The organism is Planctomyces sp. SH-PL62, assembly GCF_001610895.1.
GTDB lineage: Bacteria > Planctomycetota > Planctomycetia > Isosphaerales > Isosphaeraceae > Paludisphaera.
In genome coordinates this window covers 461,920-479,319 of sequence record NZ_CP011273.1, presented here as the reverse complement: position 1 = coordinate 479,319, position 17,400 = coordinate 461,920, and the positions used below count along the sequence as shown (strand labels likewise).

Sequence of the window (17,400 nt, the reverse complement as noted above, 5' to 3'; positions counted from 1 at the left end):
GAATCATCAGAGCCATTGCGTATCAGGGCTCGATCCGAGAGGCCCCCTGCCAGGCGTCGACCCGGCGGATCCGGGCGCGATGCTCGGGCGAGGTCCAGATTCGGCGGGCGACGTCCTCCGCCCGCGTGCCGGCGTCCAGCCGCCCCAGCCAGAAGCGGAGGCCGGCGGGCTCGGCGGGTCGCCCGAGCGAGCGCCGGTAGAGCGTCGTCACGACGCGAACGTGCCGCCGCAGGCGCGGGCTCGTCGGCTGGGCCACCGTGAGCGTCCCGTCCACGAACGCGACCGCGTAGTCGGGCGACGCCGCGCCGGAGGCCGTGATCGGGTACCGGCCTGGCGGGCTGTAGGCGGCGGCCGTCGTGGTCAAGGTCGCGAGCCGGTCCAGGCTCGCCGGGCCCTCGCCGTTCACGAACCCGAGGTAACTGGCCGAGAGGGGCGGCGGGTCGGCGCCGAAGGCCGCGACCTGGTCGTCGGCCACGACGGTCAGCGGAGCCGGGGTCGCCGCCACGCCCCCGGTCGCGTCGGCGGCGAGGAAGTCGCCGGAGCCGGCGTAGTGGTAGGCGACGGCGTAGGGCGACGACGCGACGTGCAGCCCGGCGGTGGGGACGACGACGGCGAACGCGCCGGTGGCCGGGTCGATCGCGGCGGTGCGGGTGACGCCGAGGAACGTGACGGCCACCTCGCCCGGCGGGACGAGGGACCCGGCGGTGATGCGGCCGGACAGGAGGGCGACGGTCGTCGACCCATAGCCGATCGACGGCGAGGCGAGCTGGACGAAGGCGGTCGTCCCCCAGTCCTGGGCCTCGTACGCGCCGACGTCCGGCCCCCGCCCCGGGGCCGCGGGGCCCCGCGCTGGTCGGTCGTCACGCCGCCGAGGGCGACTCCGGCGTCTCGGGCCGGGCTGCCGGCCAGGAGGGCCATCGTCAGGGTGGGCCCGCCGTTGTCGGCCAGGGGGCCCAGCCGAGGGTCGACGGCGACGAGGTCGGCGGGATCGAGCGGGACGGCGGGGGCGTCGGAGAACAGGTTGTGCCCCAGCGAGCGGAAGCCGCCGCCGTCGGCGACGGCGATGTTCCCGCCGTTCGCGTTGCGGAAGAGGCTGGCGCCGGACGTGGTCACGGCCTCGCCCCCGGAGGTCCAGACGCCGCCGCCGTCCGTGTCGGCCGTGTTGTCGGCGATCGTGGTGTAGACCAGGAGGAGTGCGCCGAAGTTGGCGACCCCGCCGCCGAGGGCTTTTTCCCCCCTCCCGTACATAATGGAGGCCGTGTTGCCGGCGATCGTGGCGTTGACGATCGTCATCGAACCGGAGTTGGCGATCCCGCCCCCCGCGCAATCGGTGACATCCCAATACTTGGTGGTGATCGTGCCGTTGGCATGATTGGCGCTGATCGTGCCGCCCTGGATCGTGGCCGTGCCAGAGTTGTTGACGCCCCCGCCGTCGACGGCGCCTCCGCCTGTGATGGAGACGTCGAACAGGCTGAGCCTGGCCGAGTTGGAGATCCCCCCGCCGTAGATGGCCCGGTTGCCGTTGAGGGAAGACCGGGACAGGGTCGCCGTGCCCGAATTGTAGATCGCGCCGCCGTCGCCCCTGAGCGGGAACCAGAGGGGGGCGCCTCCTTGGGCTGAATTGCCATTGAAGGCGGCACCGGTGATCGTCAGCATTCCGGCGTTGAAAACGGCACCGCCGGCTCCGTAGCCCATGTAGGCCCCGTCCCGGGCGAGATTGTCGTCGAAACGCCCCCCCGTCATGGAGAGCGTCCCGGTGTTATAGACGGCGCCGCCATAGCCGTCGCCGTCGCTCCAGCCGTCGTCGGTCCTCCCGCCGATGGCGCTGTTCTGCACGAATGCGGCGTCGCTGATGGTCAGGATGCCGGCGTTGGAGATCCCGCCGCCGAGCCCGTCGCCCGATCCGAGACCGACGGCCCGATTGCCGTCGAACGTGACCTGGGAGACGGCCAGCGTCCCGGCGTTGAGGATCCCGCCGCCCCTGCCGTCGTGCCCGTCCGCGATCGTCAGGCCGGACATCGAGGCCGTGACGCCCGCGTCCACCCGGAACACCCGAACGGCGTCGCCTCCGCTGATGGTCAGCAGGCCGGCCCCGGGGCCCTCGATCGCGATCGGGCCGGCCGTCTGGGACAGGATCAGCGTGGCGGTCAGGGTGATGGTCTGGGGCGTGGAGAAGACGGCGGGGTCGAACCGGATGACGCTGCCGTCCGGGTCGGCGTCGGCGTTCGCCCGGCCGACGACGTAGGCCAGGTCGCCCGCGGCGCCCGAGCCGGCGCCGACGGCGCTCGTGAGGTTGACCAGGTAAGCCGTGGGATCGCCCGCGAGCAAGGCGCGGCACTCCAGGATTTCTACAGCCATCCGTCGCCGGGCCGACCGCGACCGGCCGCGGCGGTCTCTGCACGTTTCTCTTGAGAATAGGGGGGTGAGGCGTGTCATGGTGGAAGCCCTCGTTCAGGCAAGGGCGGCGGGCGTCTCGGCCTGGATGGGAGCGGGGGCGCTCGTCGCGGGAGGCGTCTGGCAATCCCACACATCGCCGGGGGGCCGCGAGGCTTGCTGCTCCGGAGAGGATCGACCTCCCGGAATCCCTCCATCGGCGCGGCCCCCGGTCCCGCCCTGGGCCGAGACGGTGTGCCGGCCGTCGCGAGATCAGAGGCGTTAGGAACGTCGGGGCCGAGGCCGCGCAAGGGCCGAGCGAGCCATCCGTCGCGGGCCGGCAATCCAGCCCCATGTTACCGCCTCCATGACCCAGACCAAGGCTTAAATCAAACATTTCTTACTTTCTCAGCATTAGATCCTGATCTTTTTCCTTTTTTCCAGAATCCCGACGCCTCGGATCGGGTCCTGGGGAGGGGTTCGGCTGCCGGGGCCCACTGGTCCCCGGGGGAGGGGCGCGGTAGCCTCCGGATGGGCGAGGGTCGCGATGGGCCTTCGGCCTCGACCATCGGGGGGTTCGACCATGAAGCTCATCCTGACGTCCTGGCTGGCCGCGTGCTGCCTGCTCGTTTCGGGGGGGCCGCCCTCGCCGACGGCCCGGCCGACGACGAGCCCTGGCTGAAGCCTTACGACGGGCCGTCGCGGGCGGATGTGGACGCGACGACGCTCGACGGCAAGGTGCTTTGCGGCTATCAGGGGTGGTTCAACACGCCTTGCGACGGCTCGGGGTTCGGCTTCGTCCACTGGGGAGAGGGGCTCGAACGGCCGGGGGGCGGGCGGTTCACCGTCGACATGTGGCCGGACGTCTCCGAGTACGCGGCCGAGGACCTCTGCGAGGTCCCGGGCCTGAAGATGCCGGACGGCTCGCCCGCGAGGCTCTACAGCGGCTACTCGAAGGGGCCGACGCTCGTCCACACGCGCTGGATGCGCGAGTACGGGATCGGCGGCGTCTTCCTCAGCCGGTTCATCGGCGAGGCCGCGAGCCCGGACCGCGCCCGGCACGTCAACCGCGTGCTGGCGAACGTCCGCGAGGGCTGCCACCGCGAGGGCCGCGTCTGGGCCATGATGCTCGACCTCTCCGCCGGCCCCCGCGCCACGACGAAGATGGTCATGGACGACTGGAAGTTCCTCTGCGATCGGGTCAAGGTCCGCGAGGACTCCCGATACCTCCACCATCAGGGGAAGCCCGTCGTCCTGCTCTGGGGGCTGGGATTCACCGATCGGCCCTGGTCGGTGGAGCAGGCGAAGGAGTTGGTCGCCTTCTTCAAGGACGACCCGAACTACGGCGGCGTCCACCTGATCGGCGGCGTCGACGCCCACTGGCGGACCCTCCGGGGCGCGTCCCGCAAGGACCCCGCCTGGGTCGAGGTCTACCGCTCGTTCGACGCCGTCAGCCCCTGGGACGCCGGCCGTTACCACGACGACGCCTCCATGGACCGCACCCGCCGGGACGTCTGGGAAGGGGACGTCGCCGAGCTGCACGCGGCCGGCAAGGGCTACATGCCCACGGCCTTCCCCGGCTTCTCCTGGGACAACCTCCAGCGCAAGGCGCCGGGGACCACCGTCATCCCGCGCCGGGGGGGCGAATTCTACTGGCGACAGTTCGCCATCTTCCGCGACCTCGGCGTGCGGACGGTCTTCGTCGGCATGTTCGACGAGGTCGACGAGGGGACCGCCATTTACAAGCTCGCCGACCAGCTCCCCGTCGGCCGCCACTTCCTCGGCGCCGAGGGACTGCCCAGGGACTGGTACCTCCGCCTCACCGGCGCCGCCTCACGGATGATCCGAGGCGAAACGCCCCTCTCCTGGACGATCCCCGAAAACTGAACGTCCAGGCGACCGGCGGCGACGCTCTCAATATCGAACATATAATTAAAGAGTTCAACATGAAGCTGCGACTCAAGGGAAATTCGATCCGCGTCCGATTGGACCGCCAGGACATCCAGCGGCTCGCCGATGACGGCCGGGTCGAGGAAGCCCTCCGATTCGGCCCGGGCAGGGCCTTCGCCTACGCCGTGGAGGCCGGTCCCGCCCCTCGCGAGCGCCCCACGGCCGACTTCGACGAGGGCCGCCTGACCATCCGCCTCGATCGGGCCGACGTCGACTCCTGGATCGCCGGCGACCGCGTCGGCTTCACCCACGAACAGGCCGTCGAGGGCAGCGTCGTGCGCATCCTCCTGGAGAAAGACTTCGCCTGCCTCGAACGACCGGCCGGCGAGGAAGCGGACGACCGACACGCCTTCCCAAACCCGTCGGCCTCCTGCTAGGGGCCCGGCGCCCGTTCCCGCCTCGGCGGAGCGGAGCGGGGGGCGTCTCGCCCGAGCGGTGGGCTTCGACGGCCCGGACATTGAACGCCGGCCGGGCGGCGCCCCGGGGACGGTCAGCATGGGGGCTTTCTGCAGATCATGTAGAAGGCTCCCGCGGTTTTGCTCTCATCGGCGGTCCTGATCCATCGAAACGGGAAAAGAACCACGAACGCGGCTTTGCGCAACAGGAAATTGATATAGCGATTATGAGTCATGCTCCCGGCGATATGTACGCCCAGCATCGCGAACGCGGAACCGGGACGGATGGAAGGACCGATCTCGACGATCTCGAAGTGTTTGAAAATCGTCCTGAGGGCGACCTCCGAGTATCGAAATCGATCTGGGGTGTCTGGACAGTACGGCTGGACCCAGGGGGTGTCGAGGAACACGTATCCTCCCGGCTTCAGGACGCGATGGAATTCTCCAGCGACTCGCTCCGGAGCCTGGCAATATTGCAGCACCGCGGAGCAGACGATCGCGTCGAATTGGGCCGGCGGAACGGGCAAAGATTGGATGTCGCAAACGACATCCACGTCATGCTTGCGCTGGATGTCGACATTGACGCATTTCGATCCATGCCGCACGGAAGACGAGCCCGCGTTGAGGATGCGGGATTCGCCGTTCAACAGTCCATATCTGTCCAGGAACTTTCTGGTCGTATAATTCTTGACGATCAAATTTGGCAATTGAGGACCTCCTCCGTGATCATCAAGGGATTCGCGACGGGGCCCTTCGAAGGCAACCGTTCACGCGTCGGCAAGCATGGGTCTGGCGTACAGAATTCGGTCGGGGTTTCAGCCTGAGTTTCGTGCTCGCAGCCCTTACCGGTGGATGCGTCAGTCGCTGATGCATGCAGGAACTGCGAAATGTTCACCTGGCGGCAGGCGGTGTGGCCTGGCTGATTCAGCTTGAATCGTCCCTCGATTCGCTCCGCGCCCCCCCAACTCGACCCGGTGAGACCGCTCGACGGATGGGTGCAACCACTGAAACCACGGGAAATCTCTCTTCCGCATGCCCGGCCTACCGAGCGAACAGACGAGTTCAAAAACGCATCTTTAAAGCCGGCTTCCTGGCAGAATATGAAAGTTGTGAAGCCGCTGCAAGCGTCCGGCGTATGGGCAGGATCACCGATTCTCTTTAAGACATGGGCCAGGCGATCGAGCAAGAAATTTTAGGCGGCCTGCCTTGAGTCGACCTCGGCCAACTCCCGACCACCTCGGATCTCAGGCATGACCTCAAGCCAGACTCAGTCGATAGACGCCTCGCTCCCAGTTCGCCCGATATCTCGATTGAGTGCCTGTTCGACGTTTGCACCTCTTGGGATGCCGGCGGATATGAACATGCGTTCCATCCTTAGAATGGCAGAGGGAGCTGCCTGGCGAGACGGCGTTCCGAGTCGTCTTCGAGGGATGACAGGGTCACGCCGAGGAGCCTGATCCCCTTGTCGACCGGGAAGAGGGGCTCCAGGAGTGCGAACACGAGCCCTTCGAGCACGGCTTGCGATGCGACCGGGACGTCGACCGTCCGGCTGCGGGTGATCTGCTGGAAGTCGGCGTACCTGGCCTTGAGCGTCGCCGTACGTCCCCGGATCGTCGAGCCCTCGCAGTAGGACCACACCTGGCCGATCAGCGGTTCGAGGGCGTCGCGGGCTTCCTCCGCCGTGAAGAGGTCGGCGTTGAACGTCCGCTCCGCGCCGATCGACTTTCGGACGCGATCGGCGGAGACGCGACGTTCGTCGACGCCCCGCGCCAGCGAGAAGTAATAGGGCCCGGCCTTGCCGAAATGCTGCTGGAGGAACATGAGCGACTGACGTTTCAGATCCCCACCGGTGCGGATCCCGAGCCCGTCCATCTTGGTCCGGGTTACGGGACCGATCCCGTGGAATTTCCCCACGGGTAGGGCCTCGACGAACGCCGGCCCGTGATCCGGCCTGATGACGAACAGGCCGTCGGGCTTCCGCTCGTCCGATGCGATCTTCGCGAGGAACTTGTTGTAAGAAACGCCCGCGGACGCGGTCAGTCCCGTCTCGGCGCGGATCCTCGCGCGGATCTCCTCGGCGATCTCGGTCGCCGAACGCATGCCCTTCAGGTTCTCGGTGACGTCGAGGTAGGCCTCGTCGAGCGAGAGGGGCTCGATGAGCGGCGTGTATTCGGCGAAGATCGCGCGGATCTGGCGGGAGATGTCACGATAGACGTCGAACCGCGGCTTCACGAAGATGAGCCCTGGGCACTTCCGCTTCGCCGTGACCGAGGGCATGGCGGACCGGACGCCGAACCGGCGGGCCTCGTAGCTCGCGGCCGCCACGACGCCTCGCTCGCGAGCCCCGCCGACCGCGACGGGCTTGCCGCGAAGCTCAGGATCGTCACGTTGCTCGACGGACGCGTAGAACGCGTCCATGTCGATGTGAATGATCTTCCGCTGCCGTTCCGCCCCGGCCACGTTCACGTCCTCGAATTCTTCGACCGCACGTCCGTCGCCCTCGTCATCCGGCACGATTCCGGCAGGCTGGAATGATCGCGACGTTCGTGAAACCCGGCTCAGAACTCTACCACAGGAATGTTCACGCGCGTACAGGGGTCGAGACGATGGCGGAGTCATCCGACCTTGGGCGACGTGAGACGTGATCCCGCCCGTCGGCCTTGCTGCCGCTCGACGATCGGGCATGGGCATGTGGTCGCCGCTTTTCCGGCACGTCGGCTGGCCGGGGGCGGCGGGGCGTGATAGCTTCGACGGAGGGCCATATCGCGGGCGGAAGCGCCGGCTTGACGGACTGGTGACAACGGACGGCGACCCATGAAAGTCGGATTGCTGACGGGAGGCGGGGACTGCCCCGGCTTGAACGCCGTGATCCGGGCCGTCGTGCGACGGATCTCGGACGCGGGCGGGACGTGCGTGGGGGTCCTGGAAGGCTGGCGAGGGCTCGTGCGCGGGACCTACCGCCCGCTGGAGCCGCACGACGTGGACTCGCTGGTGGGCCGGGGGGGGACCATCCTCGGCTCGTCGCGCACCAACCCGTACAAGAACCCCGATGCCGACGTTCCCAGGCTGCGCCGCAACTTCGTGGAGGCGGGGCTCGACGCGCTCGTGGTCATCGGCGGCGACGACACGCTGGGGGTGGCCGCGAGGCTGATCAACGACTTCCAGATCCCGATCGTCGGCGTCCCCAAGACGATCGACAACGACCTGATGCTGGCCGACTTCTCGTTCGGTTTCGACACGGCGGTGAACGTCGTCGTCGAGTCGGTCGAGCGGCTGCGCACCACGGCGGAGAGCCATCGTCGCGTGATCGTCGTCGAGACGATGGGCCGCAACACGGGCTGGCTCGCCTGCTTCGCCGGGATGGCCGTGGGGGCCGATTACGTCCTGGTCCCCGAGGTCCCCATCGACGTCCCCCACCTGATCGTCGCCCTCAAGCGGCTGCAAGGGACCGCCAAGAACCACGCCATCGTGGTCGTCGCCGAGGGCGCCCGGTATCAGGACGCCCCCGGCGCCGTGCTCGACGCCGAGGTCTTCGGCCACCCGAAGATGGGGGGCGTCGGGGCCCTGATCGCCGACGTCATCGACCGCCAGCTCCGCGTCGAGACCCGCACGGTCGTCCTGGGCCACCTCCAGCGCGGGGGGGCCCCGACCGCCCACGACCGCGTGCTCGCCACCCGCATGGGCCTCGCCGCCGCCGAACTCGTCCTCCGCCGACGCTTCGGCGCCGTCCTGACCCTCGCCGGGTCCCAGATCGCCGACGTCCCCCTCGACTCCGCCGTCCTCGCCACCCGCCCCCTCGACCTCGCCTTCTACCAGGACGCCGCCGCCTTCTTCTACTGATGCGAGCGAATCCGCGAGTCGCAACTCCACGACCAACGCATTGATCGCCTCGCCCGCCTCGGTCGGGTGGAAGAGTCCTGCGCCCTGGGCGATTCGCGGAACAGACATCGTCAAGACGGGTCGGACGTCACGGCTTCGGCGCCTCGTCGTCGGACTTCGGCTTGTCGCGCTTCTCCGTCCACGCCTTGCCTTCGGGCGAGTCGAAAAACTCAGTGAATCCGTCGAGATTCAACAGGTCGAAGGCATCTTCCTCGAACTGAGACTCCAGAGAGTCGAGGAGCTTCGCCAACTCCTCGAACTGCTTTTGTTCCAGGGTCACGACGAGCAGGGCGTCGTAGGCGGGCCACAGATCCGGCTCCTCGGCGATCGCCGCGCGGTAGGCCGCGATGGCGTCGTCGGGCCGCTTCAGGAGCGTCAGAACGCCCCCTCGCAGCACCTTGAGGTATGCGTCCTTGCCCAGCACCTTCTCCAGCCTGTCCACGCACTCCAGGGCTTTCTCCGGCTGATTCATCAGGACGTAGCCGTCCAGCAGCAGGAGATCGCAGGCGGGGTCGCCCGGGAAGCGTCGGGCGAAATCCTGGATCACCTCCAGGTACTTGGCCTCGTCGCCGATTTTCTGGGCCGCGTTGAACCGGCCTACCTGAAAGATCTTCTCGTTCTTCAACTCCTCGGGGAGGGCGTCGTAGATCGTCAGGACCTCCTGCGACCGCCCCTCACGATTGGCGGCGGCCATGCGCACGGTGTCGTCCATGTGCTTGATGAGCGGCTGTTCCTTTCCCATAAGGCGGTCGAGGAGCCCACGGTTGGCCTGCGCGACGCCAGCCTGATAAAGACGACGGATCACCTGCGAGGTCGGTTCGCCAACGGCCAGCGAGTAGTGATCCACAGCCCGAATTCGACCGTCCGGCCGGCGATCCAGGATAAACACGGAATAAGCGACGCCCCCATCCGCCGGAAGCACCCGGAGGACGAAAGCGGGTCGGCCCTCCCACTCGATTCCCTGCGTGGCGCGCAACACGGCGCCGGCCTCGACCACCGGTCGAAACTCGATGAAGATGGTATGGCCGTTGCGCTCCAGGGCGTTCCGGGTCCCGCGATAAAACTCCTCCCGGAACCGGGGGGGAGCCTTGACGCCTTCGGAGGCGGCCTCCATCAACGCGTTCAGGTCGATCGCCTCCTCGACCGCCTTGGCGTCGAGTCTCGCCAAGGCGTCGGCCAGGCCCTCGCCGAACTCCAGAGCCTCAGCCTGGGAGATCGGCGGCCCCTTGACGATGGGCTTCGGCGGCCCGTCCTGCAATCGCCCGCTTGAGCCGGAGACGACGATCCCGACCACCGTCGCGACGACCCACACCGTCGCCAGCGCCCACGCCGCCGTCCGCACCGTGCCGCTCATCGCTCCCCTCCTCAGCCAGCAGCCATCCCCTCATTCACTTCGCATCAAGAGTAATCGAACTCGGAGCAGGCGGCAATCACGGCCCAGCTCGGATCCTTCGGCGTCGGCTCGGTCCGGGGGTCTGGCGCTCGTCGTCAAGGACTCCGACTGCTCGCTCGACCTGGCCTTCCACCACGACGGCGCTGCCTTCTTCTACAGAGCCGCCCGGTGAGTCCGCAGCTTCCAGACGAGGATGAAGCCCGACAGGCCGGCCGCCAAGAGCATCGCAGGGAGGGTCCAGGAGCGACCGCTTCGGGGCTGGCTGAACCGATCGCGTTCCTCCAGGTCCACGGAGATCGGCGGCGGCGACCGGACCGGGCGGGTCAGGCCCCGTCCCAGGCTTTGCCGGACGTCGGCGAGCGTCAACCGGGCGGGCGTGCCGCCGAGGCGCTTCTCCCCGCCGGCGCAGGCCAGGGTCACGCGCCCCGTCAGATGGGTCAGGGCCGTAGGCTCATGGCGGTTCCTGAATGAAGTCAGGCGGAAATGGCTCCCCCCGACGACCGCCTCCTCGCGACGGAGTTTCGTGGAGGCGTCGTACGACGGATACGAGCCGACGAAATCGTCGTACTGGAACAGGCCGCTGATCCATTCCAGAGGCACGACCCCCCCGTCGTCGCTCCGGCGATGGTCCACGAGCCGCCACTCTCGCACGTAGGCTTTCTTCCCCTCCAGGGTGATGAAGCGAGTCCGTCGAGGCAGGAAGCCGATCCGGGGGTCGTAGGCGACCTCCATCTTCACCCAGCCGGACGGGTTCGGCTTGATGTAGGTCTCGACTTCCAGCGGGGCGCCGTCCAACTCCAGGCGCCCGAGTTCGGGCGTCGCCCCGTCGAAGCGAAGCGCGAGCATCGCGCTCAGGGAACACTCCCACCAGACGAAGGGGCCCTTCGCGCGCGAGATCACACCGCCCGTCGGTTCGTACGAGGCCTCGACGATCGTGCCTCCGGGAGCGTCGTCAGCCTCCCCGAGGTCGAGCCTGGCCACGACCCAGCCGTCGGAAAGCAACTCCAGGCCGGGCCCCGGGTCGCGCGAGGAAGCCGACGCGCCGGATCTCGCCCCCGCCGACGCGCCGGCCGAATCCGTCGGCGGATCCTGCAAGAACCACTCGACCCCTCCATAGCTGGCCCACGACCCCGAGATCACTCGCGGTTCCTCGTCGGCGAAGGTCACCGCGTCCTTCAGCCGGGCGGCACCGACCTCGAAAAGCTCGCTGGGCAGCCTGCCCGATCGGTACTCGTAGTCCCCCTCGGCCCCGATCGCCGCGAAGTTGGCCCGGAACGATTCGATCGGCCCAGGCGCCGCGCCTTGCCAGCCCACCAGCGCCACCAGATACAGGATCGTCATCCCAGCCTCCCGCGCGTGTCGCCAACGCACCGTGAAGAAACGCAACGATCCGGGGGGCGAGACTTTCGAGCGCGGGAGCCTGGCGACTGGGGGGCTCCCGCCGTACCGAGCGCGGCCGCCGTCAGTCCTTCGCGGCGTGGGTCCCGAGCGCCCGCCAGACCTTGCCGTCGACGCCGTCGGCGACCGTTTCCACATGCCCGTCCCCGAACAGGACGCCCACCCCCCCATGGAACGAGCGCGGCGGATTGAGGCCGATGCAGACCCACTCGCGCAGACCGTCCCAGCCGCAGGACGGCCGCGCGTCGTTGGGCGAGCCGAAATGGCTGTACAAGGTGTTCAAGTCGCCCGAATAGAACCAGTATCGCCCCGACCTCCAGATCCAGGCGTCGGGCCTGGATTGGAGGCAGAGGCGAGCATAATCCTCGTCCGAGGTGTTGGCCCCCAGGTCGTTGAGAGGCCGCTTGACGTTCCGTCCGCCGGCCGGGGCGTTCGTGGAAAAATCCCCCGAAATCCGCTCGCTGACGAACGCCGTGCGCGAGAGGCCGTCGCTGACGGCCGCGGCGGTCGGGACGACGCCGAGCCCGAATGGGCCGTCGTAGACCGGAGGGCCGGCCTTGTTGTTGAACACGCCGCGGTTGAAGCGGTAATTGGACCCCCGTTCCGCGACGCCGTCGGCGGGGCACAGCAAGACCCCCAGCCTGACGCCCCGGACGGTCCGGTTCTCGATCGTCGGAGACTCGGGGGAATCCCCCTCCAGGAATGCGAAATTGACGGCGTCGAACAGGGCCTGCTGCTCCAGGCCCGGCAAGAGCGCCGGGAACGGGGAGAGCTGCGTGAGGACGGCCCCGTTGGGGTAGCGCAAGGCGGGGGCGAATCGGTGGTGCAGGCCGTTGTACGACTCGAGGGCGATGCCGACCTGCTTCAGATTCGAGAGACATTGCGCCCGCGCCGCCGCCCGTCGCGCGGAGAGGACCGCCGGGATCACGAACGCGACCAGGACGCCGATGATCAACAGGGCGACGAGGATCTCGATCAACGTGAACCCGAGGCGAGCCGAGAGGGGCCCGGCCTGTCCACGAATCCTGATCGACTCGGCGTCGAGCATAGCGACCACCGGATTCGGGCGGGGACGCCTTCGGGGCATCCGAATCGTGGGTTCGACATTCAAACATGTCACGCTTACATCAAAGGATGGCTCCACGGGCCGTCATGTCAATTGCGAGCCGGGAAGTTGAAAGGGATTTCATCGCAGCCGGACCATCCCCGGCCCTGATCCCCATTCGCCCGATCGAGGCCGTTCGGCGAGACCCCAGGAGCGACGACGCCCAGTGACCTATCCGAGAACCATCGCCTCGCCTGGCCCGAGGGGGGCGGGCTCTGCGTGGAAATTCCATCCGCCGGCGCACCTGATCGCCAAGTCGGCGGCATCCTTAATTTCAGGGACCGTTGCGCGCCGAGCGTCGCAGGCCCTCGCCAACTCACGTCGCCCCGGCCGGGCGGCTCGCCAACGATTCCTTCTCCGGAGTTAAGGATTCGTGGAAATGAGGCCCGCCATTCCCGCCCCCCCGGCCCGACGAGCCCAAACGAGAAACCGTGCGATCAGCGCCGAACAAAGCCAATCTCGGATTGGCCGACAACATCTCGCAACTCGATTTCAATCCAGGGTTTACGTCGAATTTGTTCGTTTGCAGGCTCCGCGAACGAAGCCAATTCGACGAACGTCGCGGAGACCGACTTCGCGACGACGAAAAGCGCCGAACGAAGCCAATTTTCCAGTCCAGAAATCGTTTTCCTGACTGGACTTAAGCCAACTTACGGGATCGGATCCGAGACGAACGAACCCGATTCGGAGGACCAGCGGGTCAGCCCACGAGAATCGCCTAACAAAGCCAATTCCGGCAGCCCTGATTTTCCGTAAACGACTTAACCCAAATGATTTTCATCGCGCGGCTTCAATTTCAGGCGGCGCGGACGAAGCCAATTCGAGATCCATCGCGGAGCCCAGCGCCTCGACGACGAAATGCGCCGAACGAAGCCAATCGTCCTGAACGCAAACGACTTGGAGGAGGCGGGCTTATGCGATTTTCCGGGATCGACACCGCGACGAACGAACCCAATTCGGGGGGTTGCGGCGGGGGGTGGATCGGCCGACGGGCGCGTCGCCCTCGTTCGGCAGGGTCGACCGAGAGGGGGACCACGACGAAACGGACGCCGTGCGCTTCGGGGATCGCGCGATCGACCCCGACGCCCGGCCGACGAATTGGGGTTGATGGGAATCTCGGGGCGGGATTATAACCAGACTCGATTCCTTGCATCGAATTGTTCGAGCGGACGACCCGTTGGGAGGGCCCTGGGCGGGGATGCGTCGCGAGTCGACGACGATGAGCGTCGTCCCCGACACCGTCCCCCCCGGATGCAACGACCCTAGCTGGCAGGACAAGCGCGATATGGCCGAAGAAGCGGGCTCGAAGGCGGGCTGTCTCGTAGACCTGACGGGCCAGACGGCCCTGGTGACGGGGGCCTCGCGGGGCATCGGCCGCGCGATCGCGGTGAAGCTGGCGGCCTGCGGGGCGCGGGTGGTCGGCGTCGCCCGGTCGCTCGAGGCGCTGCAGGGGACCCTGGAGGCGATCCGAGCCGCCGGCGGCGAGGCCGACGGCTACGCGGCCGACGTGGCCTCGGCCGACGACGTCAAGCGGGTCGTGGACGAGGTCGAGGCGAAATATCAGAAGATCCACGTCCTGGTGAATAACGCGGGCGTGACCCGCGACGGCCTGATGCTGCGGATGGAGGACGACGCCTGGGACGAGGTGATCGACGTCAACCTCAAGGGGACGTTCCTCTTCTGCCGGGCGGTGGGCGCGGTGATGATGCGCGGCCGATACGGCCGGATCGTCAACATCAGCAGCGTGTCGGGCCTGCGCGGCAACCCGGGGCAGGCGAACTATTCCGCCAGCAAGGCCGGGGTGATCGGCCTGAGCCAGACCATCGCCCGCGAGCTGGCCTCGCGGGGGATCACCGTCAACGTGGTGGCGCCGGGCTTCATCACGACCGACATGACCAACGTCCTGCCCGACAAGATCAAGGCCGAGGTGAAGGACCGGATCCCCCTGAAGCGGCTGGGCTCGCCCGAGGACATCGCCGAGATGGTGGCGTTCTTCAGCGGCCCGGCGTCGAGCTACGTGACGGGGCAGGTGGTGGCCGTCGACGGCGGCATGACCGTCTGATCCCCGACGGCGATTTCGCTCCAGAAACCATGGCCAACGACCGATTGGGTTGGTTAGCCTGGTAGGGGTCGCACCGTCGGCGCGGGATCTCGGGATCGCCCGGCCGCCCGATGGACAAGGCCCCGCGAGCATGCTATTTTACTCGATCGAATGACGGATGCGGGACGCGGCGGGCGACCCTTCGACCGGGAGCCTCCGAGGCGCCCCGACTCAGGGAGGACTCGCTCACCGTCGCCGACCGCCGACGGAGCCGGAGGGGCCCCGGGCCTCGAACCCGACCGACGGGACGGCTCCCGCCTCGTCCTCCCTTCCCCCTCGGGGCCGCAGGGAAGCTCTCGACTGTTCTCCGAACCCCGACACCTGCGTCCCCAAAGCTTGCGCCCCGGCTCGGGCGATGGACGGCCAGGCTCGAATACCCGAATCGTCTCCAAACAGGAGGTCCGCCCGTGTCCGTGGAAGAGCGCGTGATCGAAATCGTCAGCGAACAGATGGGTGTGTCGAAGGATCAGGTCAGCAAGGAGACGTCGTTCGTCAACGACCTCGGCGCCGACTCGCTGGACACCGTCGAGCTGGTCATGGAGTTCGAGGAAGAGTTCGACATCACCATCCCCGACGACGAGGCGGAGAAGATCCAGACGGTGGGGCAGGCGATCGACTACATCGAGCAGCACGCGCACGCCAAGTGACCCCGGCCCGCGCGGTCGCGCCGCACCGCCCGGCGGGCGGCCCCGCCGCGCCGCGCCGGGCCCGAACGTCCCAGGTCCACGCCTAGCCAATTCCCGGAACGAGAAGAAGATTATGGGAGAGCCGCGACGCGTCGTCATCACCGGCATGGGGGTGGTCACGTCGCTGGGTGAGACTCTGGACCAGCTCTGGGAGGCGCTCTGCGCCGGCCGGAGCGGGATCGGACCGCTGACCCTCTTCGACACGAAGGATTTCAAGGTCCATTTCGGCGGCCAGGTCCGCGACTGGGACGGCGCGGCGCGGTTCGGCGTCAAGGAGGCCCGGCACCTCGACCGCTTCGCGCAGTTCGCGCTGGCGGCCTCCGAGGCGGCGGTGGTCGACTCGGGCATCGACTTCGACCGACTTTCCCCCGAGAACTGCGGCGTGATGATCGGCTCGGGCATCGGCGGGCTCAGCGAGTTCGAAGCCCAGCACTCGATCTGCATGGAAAAGGGCCCCTCGCGGATCAGCCCCTTCACCATCCCCAAGCTGATGGTCAACGCCGGCAGCGGCCAGGTCTCGATCCGCTGGGGCCTGCGGGGGCCGATCTCGGCCACCGCGACCGCCTGCGCCTCGGCGTCCAACGCCATGGGCGACTCGCTCAAGCTGATCCAGTGCGGCGACGCCGACGTGATCATCACCGGCGGCAGCGAGGCGGCCATCACCCACATGGGCCTGGGCGGCTTCGCCGCCCTGCGGGCGCTGTCGACCCGCAACGACGACCCGACCCGCGCCAGCCGGCCCTTCGACCGCGACCGCGACGGCTTCGTCCTCTCCGAGGGAGCCGGCGTCATGATCTTCGAGGCCGAGGAGATCGCTCGCGCCCGCGGCGCCCGGATCTACGCCGAAGTGCTGGGCTACGGGACGGCCGGCGACGGCTACCACATCACCGCCCCCGACGAGCAGGGCCGCGGCGCCGCCCGCGCCATGAAGCGATGCCTGGCCGACGCCCGGATCCCCGCCGACGCCGTCGACTACATCAACGCCCACGGCACCAGCACGCCGCTCGGCGACCTGGCCGAGACCGTCGCGATGAAGTCGGTGTTCGGCCCTCACGCCTCCCGGTTGCAGATCTCCAGCACCAAGAGCCAGCTCGGCCACTTGCTGGGGGCCTCCGGCGGCGTCGAGCTGATCGCCTCGACCCTGGCGATCCACCACGGCGTCCTCCCCCCGACCATCAACCTCGACGAGCCCGGCGAAGGTTGCGACCTGGACTACATCCCCAACGTCGCCCGCGAGGTCCGCGTGGATCACGTCATGTCCAACAGCTTCGGCTTCGGCGGCCACAACGCCAGCCTGCTGATCGGCCGCTACGATTCCTCCCGACGCTCCTGAACCCGTCACCGACGGTCGGTCGACCGACCGTCGCGGCGACTGGTGAGCGACGATCACGGCCCGGGCCGCCCCGGGCCGTCGCCTTGCGCCGCGCCGATCGGTTCGACCCGAGGCCGAGCATCCCCGGCCCGCGATCCCAGGTGGGAACAGCCTGCCGTGGAGCGGCGGGCCGCGGGCCGCCCCCTGACTTCGGCCTCATACGCAATGGCTTTGATGACTCGCCTTGGCCTTGCGGCACGGGTTCGGGGACGAACCCGTGGCACCCAAGGGTCGGAGATCAAGGCAAGTGAGTATCGGTCGAAGGCCGATCGGCCGCTCGGTCCAGGTTGAAGTCGGCCGCCAGGACGCCGCCGGAGGTCAGGTCGATCTGGACGTCGCTCTGGAGGTTGAAGCGAGGCGGGATCTCCTCCTTCAGCTCCACCTCCTCGCCGCGCGCCCGGGCCTCGAGCATCCGATTCACGTCGTCGTTGCGGATGCTGCTGAACTCGACGGTGTACCGCGCCGGGACCAGGCCGTACTCCGCCGGGACCTCGTAGCGACCGTTCGAGATGTAGCCGCCGTAGGCGAGCGGGAGGTCCGGGTCGGCCGAGATGAACCGGACCGTCCCCTTGGTCATGGGCTTGCCGTCGATGCTGACGTAGCCGGAAAGTCCCTGGACCTTGGGCTCGCCGCCCAATTCAAGGTGGTCGTACGCCAGGTAGGCGATCCCCAGGCACGTCAACAGGCCCATGGCGGTTTCAAATTGGGAAATCTTCATTTTCGGCTCCATGCACGAGGCTCCGAAACG

At 67.9% G+C, this 17,400-nt stretch carries 14 protein-coding genes; 6 read left to right on the top strand and 8 right to left on the bottom strand.

The window, feature by feature from the left end; translation table 11 throughout:
• Window positions 1-22: 22 nt before the first annotated feature.
• Window positions 23-505, bottom strand: coding sequence for an MBG domain-containing protein (locus VT85_RS26430; RefSeq protein WP_156512621.1), 483 nt, complete (start codon window positions 503-505; stop codon window positions 23-25).
• Window positions 481-2,358 carry a choice-of-anchor Q domain-containing protein gene (locus VT85_RS27285; protein ID WP_156512620.1) on the bottom strand — a complete coding sequence of 626 codons (1,878 nt, stop codon included), beginning with the start codon at window positions 2,356-2,358 and terminating at the stop codon, window positions 481-483. The genes VT85_RS26430 and VT85_RS27285 overlap by 25 nt, the downstream gene beginning before the upstream one ends.
• A gap of 630 nt (window positions 2,359-2,988) precedes the next feature.
• On the opposite strand from VT85_RS27285, the gene VT85_RS01825 reads away from it, so the two are divergent.
• Together VT85_RS01825 and VT85_RS01820 are read left to right on the top strand one after the other, a co-directional pair.
• Complete coding sequence (locus tag VT85_RS01825) at window positions 2,989-4,260, top strand: glycoside hydrolase family 71/99-like protein (protein WP_156512619.1); 1,272 nt, start codon at window positions 2,989-2,991, stop codon at window positions 4,258-4,260.
• Between the two features lie 59 nt (window positions 4,261-4,319).
• Window positions 4,320-4,700 (top strand): DUF7009 family protein, encoded by a 381-nt coding sequence (locus VT85_RS01820; RefSeq protein ID WP_068409660.1) that lies wholly within the window; start codon window positions 4,320-4,322, stop codon window positions 4,698-4,700.
• Between the two features lie 113 nt (window positions 4,701-4,813).
• On the opposite strand, the gene VT85_RS01815 is transcribed toward VT85_RS01820, so the two are convergent.
• A complete protein-coding gene (locus VT85_RS01815; protein ID WP_082858285.1) occupies window positions 4,814-5,425 on the bottom strand; it encodes a class I SAM-dependent methyltransferase in 612 nt (203 codons plus the stop codon).
• A gap of 667 nt (window positions 5,426-6,092) precedes the next feature.
• On the bottom strand, window positions 6,093-7,136 hold the full coding sequence (dinB, locus tag VT85_RS01810; protein ID WP_409999940.1) for a DNA polymerase IV: 1,044 nt from the start codon (window positions 7,134-7,136) through the stop codon (window positions 6,093-6,095).
• Between the two features lie 396 nt (window positions 7,137-7,532).
• On the opposite strand from dinB, the gene VT85_RS01805 reads away from it, so the two are divergent.
• Window positions 7,533-8,558, top strand: coding sequence for a 6-phosphofructokinase (locus VT85_RS01805; protein WP_068409656.1), 1,026 nt, complete (start codon window positions 7,533-7,535; stop codon window positions 8,556-8,558).
• 127 nt (window positions 8,559-8,685) lie between these two features.
• Here the strand turns inward: VT85_RS01805 and VT85_RS01800 are convergent, their stop codons facing one another.
• From VT85_RS01800 to VT85_RS01790, 3 genes are all read right to left on the bottom strand, one after another.
• Window positions 8,686-9,951 (bottom strand): tetratricopeptide repeat protein, encoded by a 1,266-nt coding sequence (locus VT85_RS01800; RefSeq protein WP_068409655.1) that lies wholly within the window; start codon window positions 9,949-9,951, stop codon window positions 8,686-8,688.
• A 192-nt stretch (window positions 9,952-10,143) separates the two neighbouring features.
• Window positions 10,144-11,331: a hypothetical protein gene (locus tag VT85_RS01795; protein ID WP_068409653.1), complete on the bottom strand. Its 1,188-nt coding sequence runs from the start codon at window positions 11,329-11,331 to the stop codon at window positions 10,144-10,146.
• Between the two features lie 121 nt (window positions 11,332-11,452).
• The gene (locus VT85_RS01790; protein WP_082858283.1) at window positions 11,453-12,475 is read right to left on the bottom strand and encodes a DUF1559 domain-containing protein; all 1,023 of its coding nucleotides are present in this window, start codon (window positions 12,473-12,475) and stop codon (window positions 11,453-11,455) included.
• 1,303 nt (window positions 12,476-13,778) lie between these two features.
• Here VT85_RS01790 and fabG point away from each other — a divergent pair.
• The 3 genes from fabG to fabF all read left to right on the top strand — a co-directional run bounded on the left by fabG (window position 13,779) and on the right by fabF (window position 16,613).
• Complete coding sequence (fabG, locus tag VT85_RS01785) at window positions 13,779-14,555, top strand: 3-oxoacyl-[acyl-carrier-protein] reductase (RefSeq protein WP_068421238.1); 777 nt, start codon at window positions 13,779-13,781, stop codon at window positions 14,553-14,555.
• A 446-nt stretch (window positions 14,556-15,001) separates the two neighbouring features.
• Window positions 15,002-15,241 (top strand): acyl carrier protein, encoded by a 240-nt coding sequence (gene acpP, locus VT85_RS28900; protein ID WP_082858282.1) that lies wholly within the window; start codon window positions 15,002-15,004, stop codon window positions 15,239-15,241.
• A 112-nt stretch (window positions 15,242-15,353) separates the two neighbouring features.
• Complete coding sequence (gene fabF / locus VT85_RS01775) at window positions 15,354-16,613, top strand: beta-ketoacyl-ACP synthase II (RefSeq protein WP_068409649.1); 1,260 nt, start codon at window positions 15,354-15,356, stop codon at window positions 16,611-16,613.
• Window positions 16,614-16,890: 277 nt separating this feature from the next.
• On the opposite strand, the gene VT85_RS01770 is transcribed toward fabF, so the two are convergent.
• Window positions 16,891-17,370, bottom strand: a complete 480-nt coding sequence (locus VT85_RS01770; protein WP_156512618.1) for a hypothetical protein — start codon at window positions 17,368-17,370, stop codon at window positions 16,891-16,893.
• Window positions 17,371-17,400 lie beyond the last annotated feature (30 nt).

Bases quoted from the DNA above. Each gene is read 5' to 3' on its own strand.
- VT85_RS27285 (WP_156512620.1), bottom strand. From the start codon at position 2,358: ATGGCTGTAGAAATCCTGGAGTGCCGCGCCTTGCTCGCGGGCGATCCC.
- VT85_RS01820 (WP_068409660.1), top strand. From the start codon at position 4,320: ATGAAGCTGCGACTCAAGGGAAATTCGATCCGCGTCCGATTGGACCGC.
- dinB (WP_409999940.1), bottom strand. From the start codon at position 7,136: ATGGACGCGTTCTACGCGTCCGTCGAGCAACGTGACGATCCTGAGCTT.
- VT85_RS01805 (WP_068409656.1), top strand. From the start codon at position 7,533: ATGAAAGTCGGATTGCTGACGGGAGGCGGGGACTGCCCCGGCTTGAAC.
- VT85_RS01800 (WP_068409655.1), bottom strand. From the start codon at position 9,951: ATGAGCGGCACGGTGCGGACGGCGGCGTGGGCGCTGGCGACGGTGTGG.
- VT85_RS01795 (WP_068409653.1), bottom strand. From the start codon at position 11,331: ATGACGATCCTGTATCTGGTGGCGCTGGTGGGCTGGCAAGGCGCGGCG.
- VT85_RS01790 (WP_082858283.1), bottom strand. From the start codon at position 12,475: ATGCCCCGAAGGCGTCCCCGCCCGAATCCGGTGGTCGCTATGCTCGAC.
- fabG (WP_068421238.1), top strand. From the start codon at position 13,779: ATGGCCGAAGAAGCGGGCTCGAAGGCGGGCTGTCTCGTAGACCTGACG.
- fabF (WP_068409649.1), top strand. From the start codon at position 15,354: ATGGGAGAGCCGCGACGCGTCGTCATCACCGGCATGGGGGTGGTCACG.
- VT85_RS01770 (WP_156512618.1), bottom strand. From the start codon at position 17,370: ATGAAGATTTCCCAATTTGAAACCGCCATGGGCCTGTTGACGTGCCTG.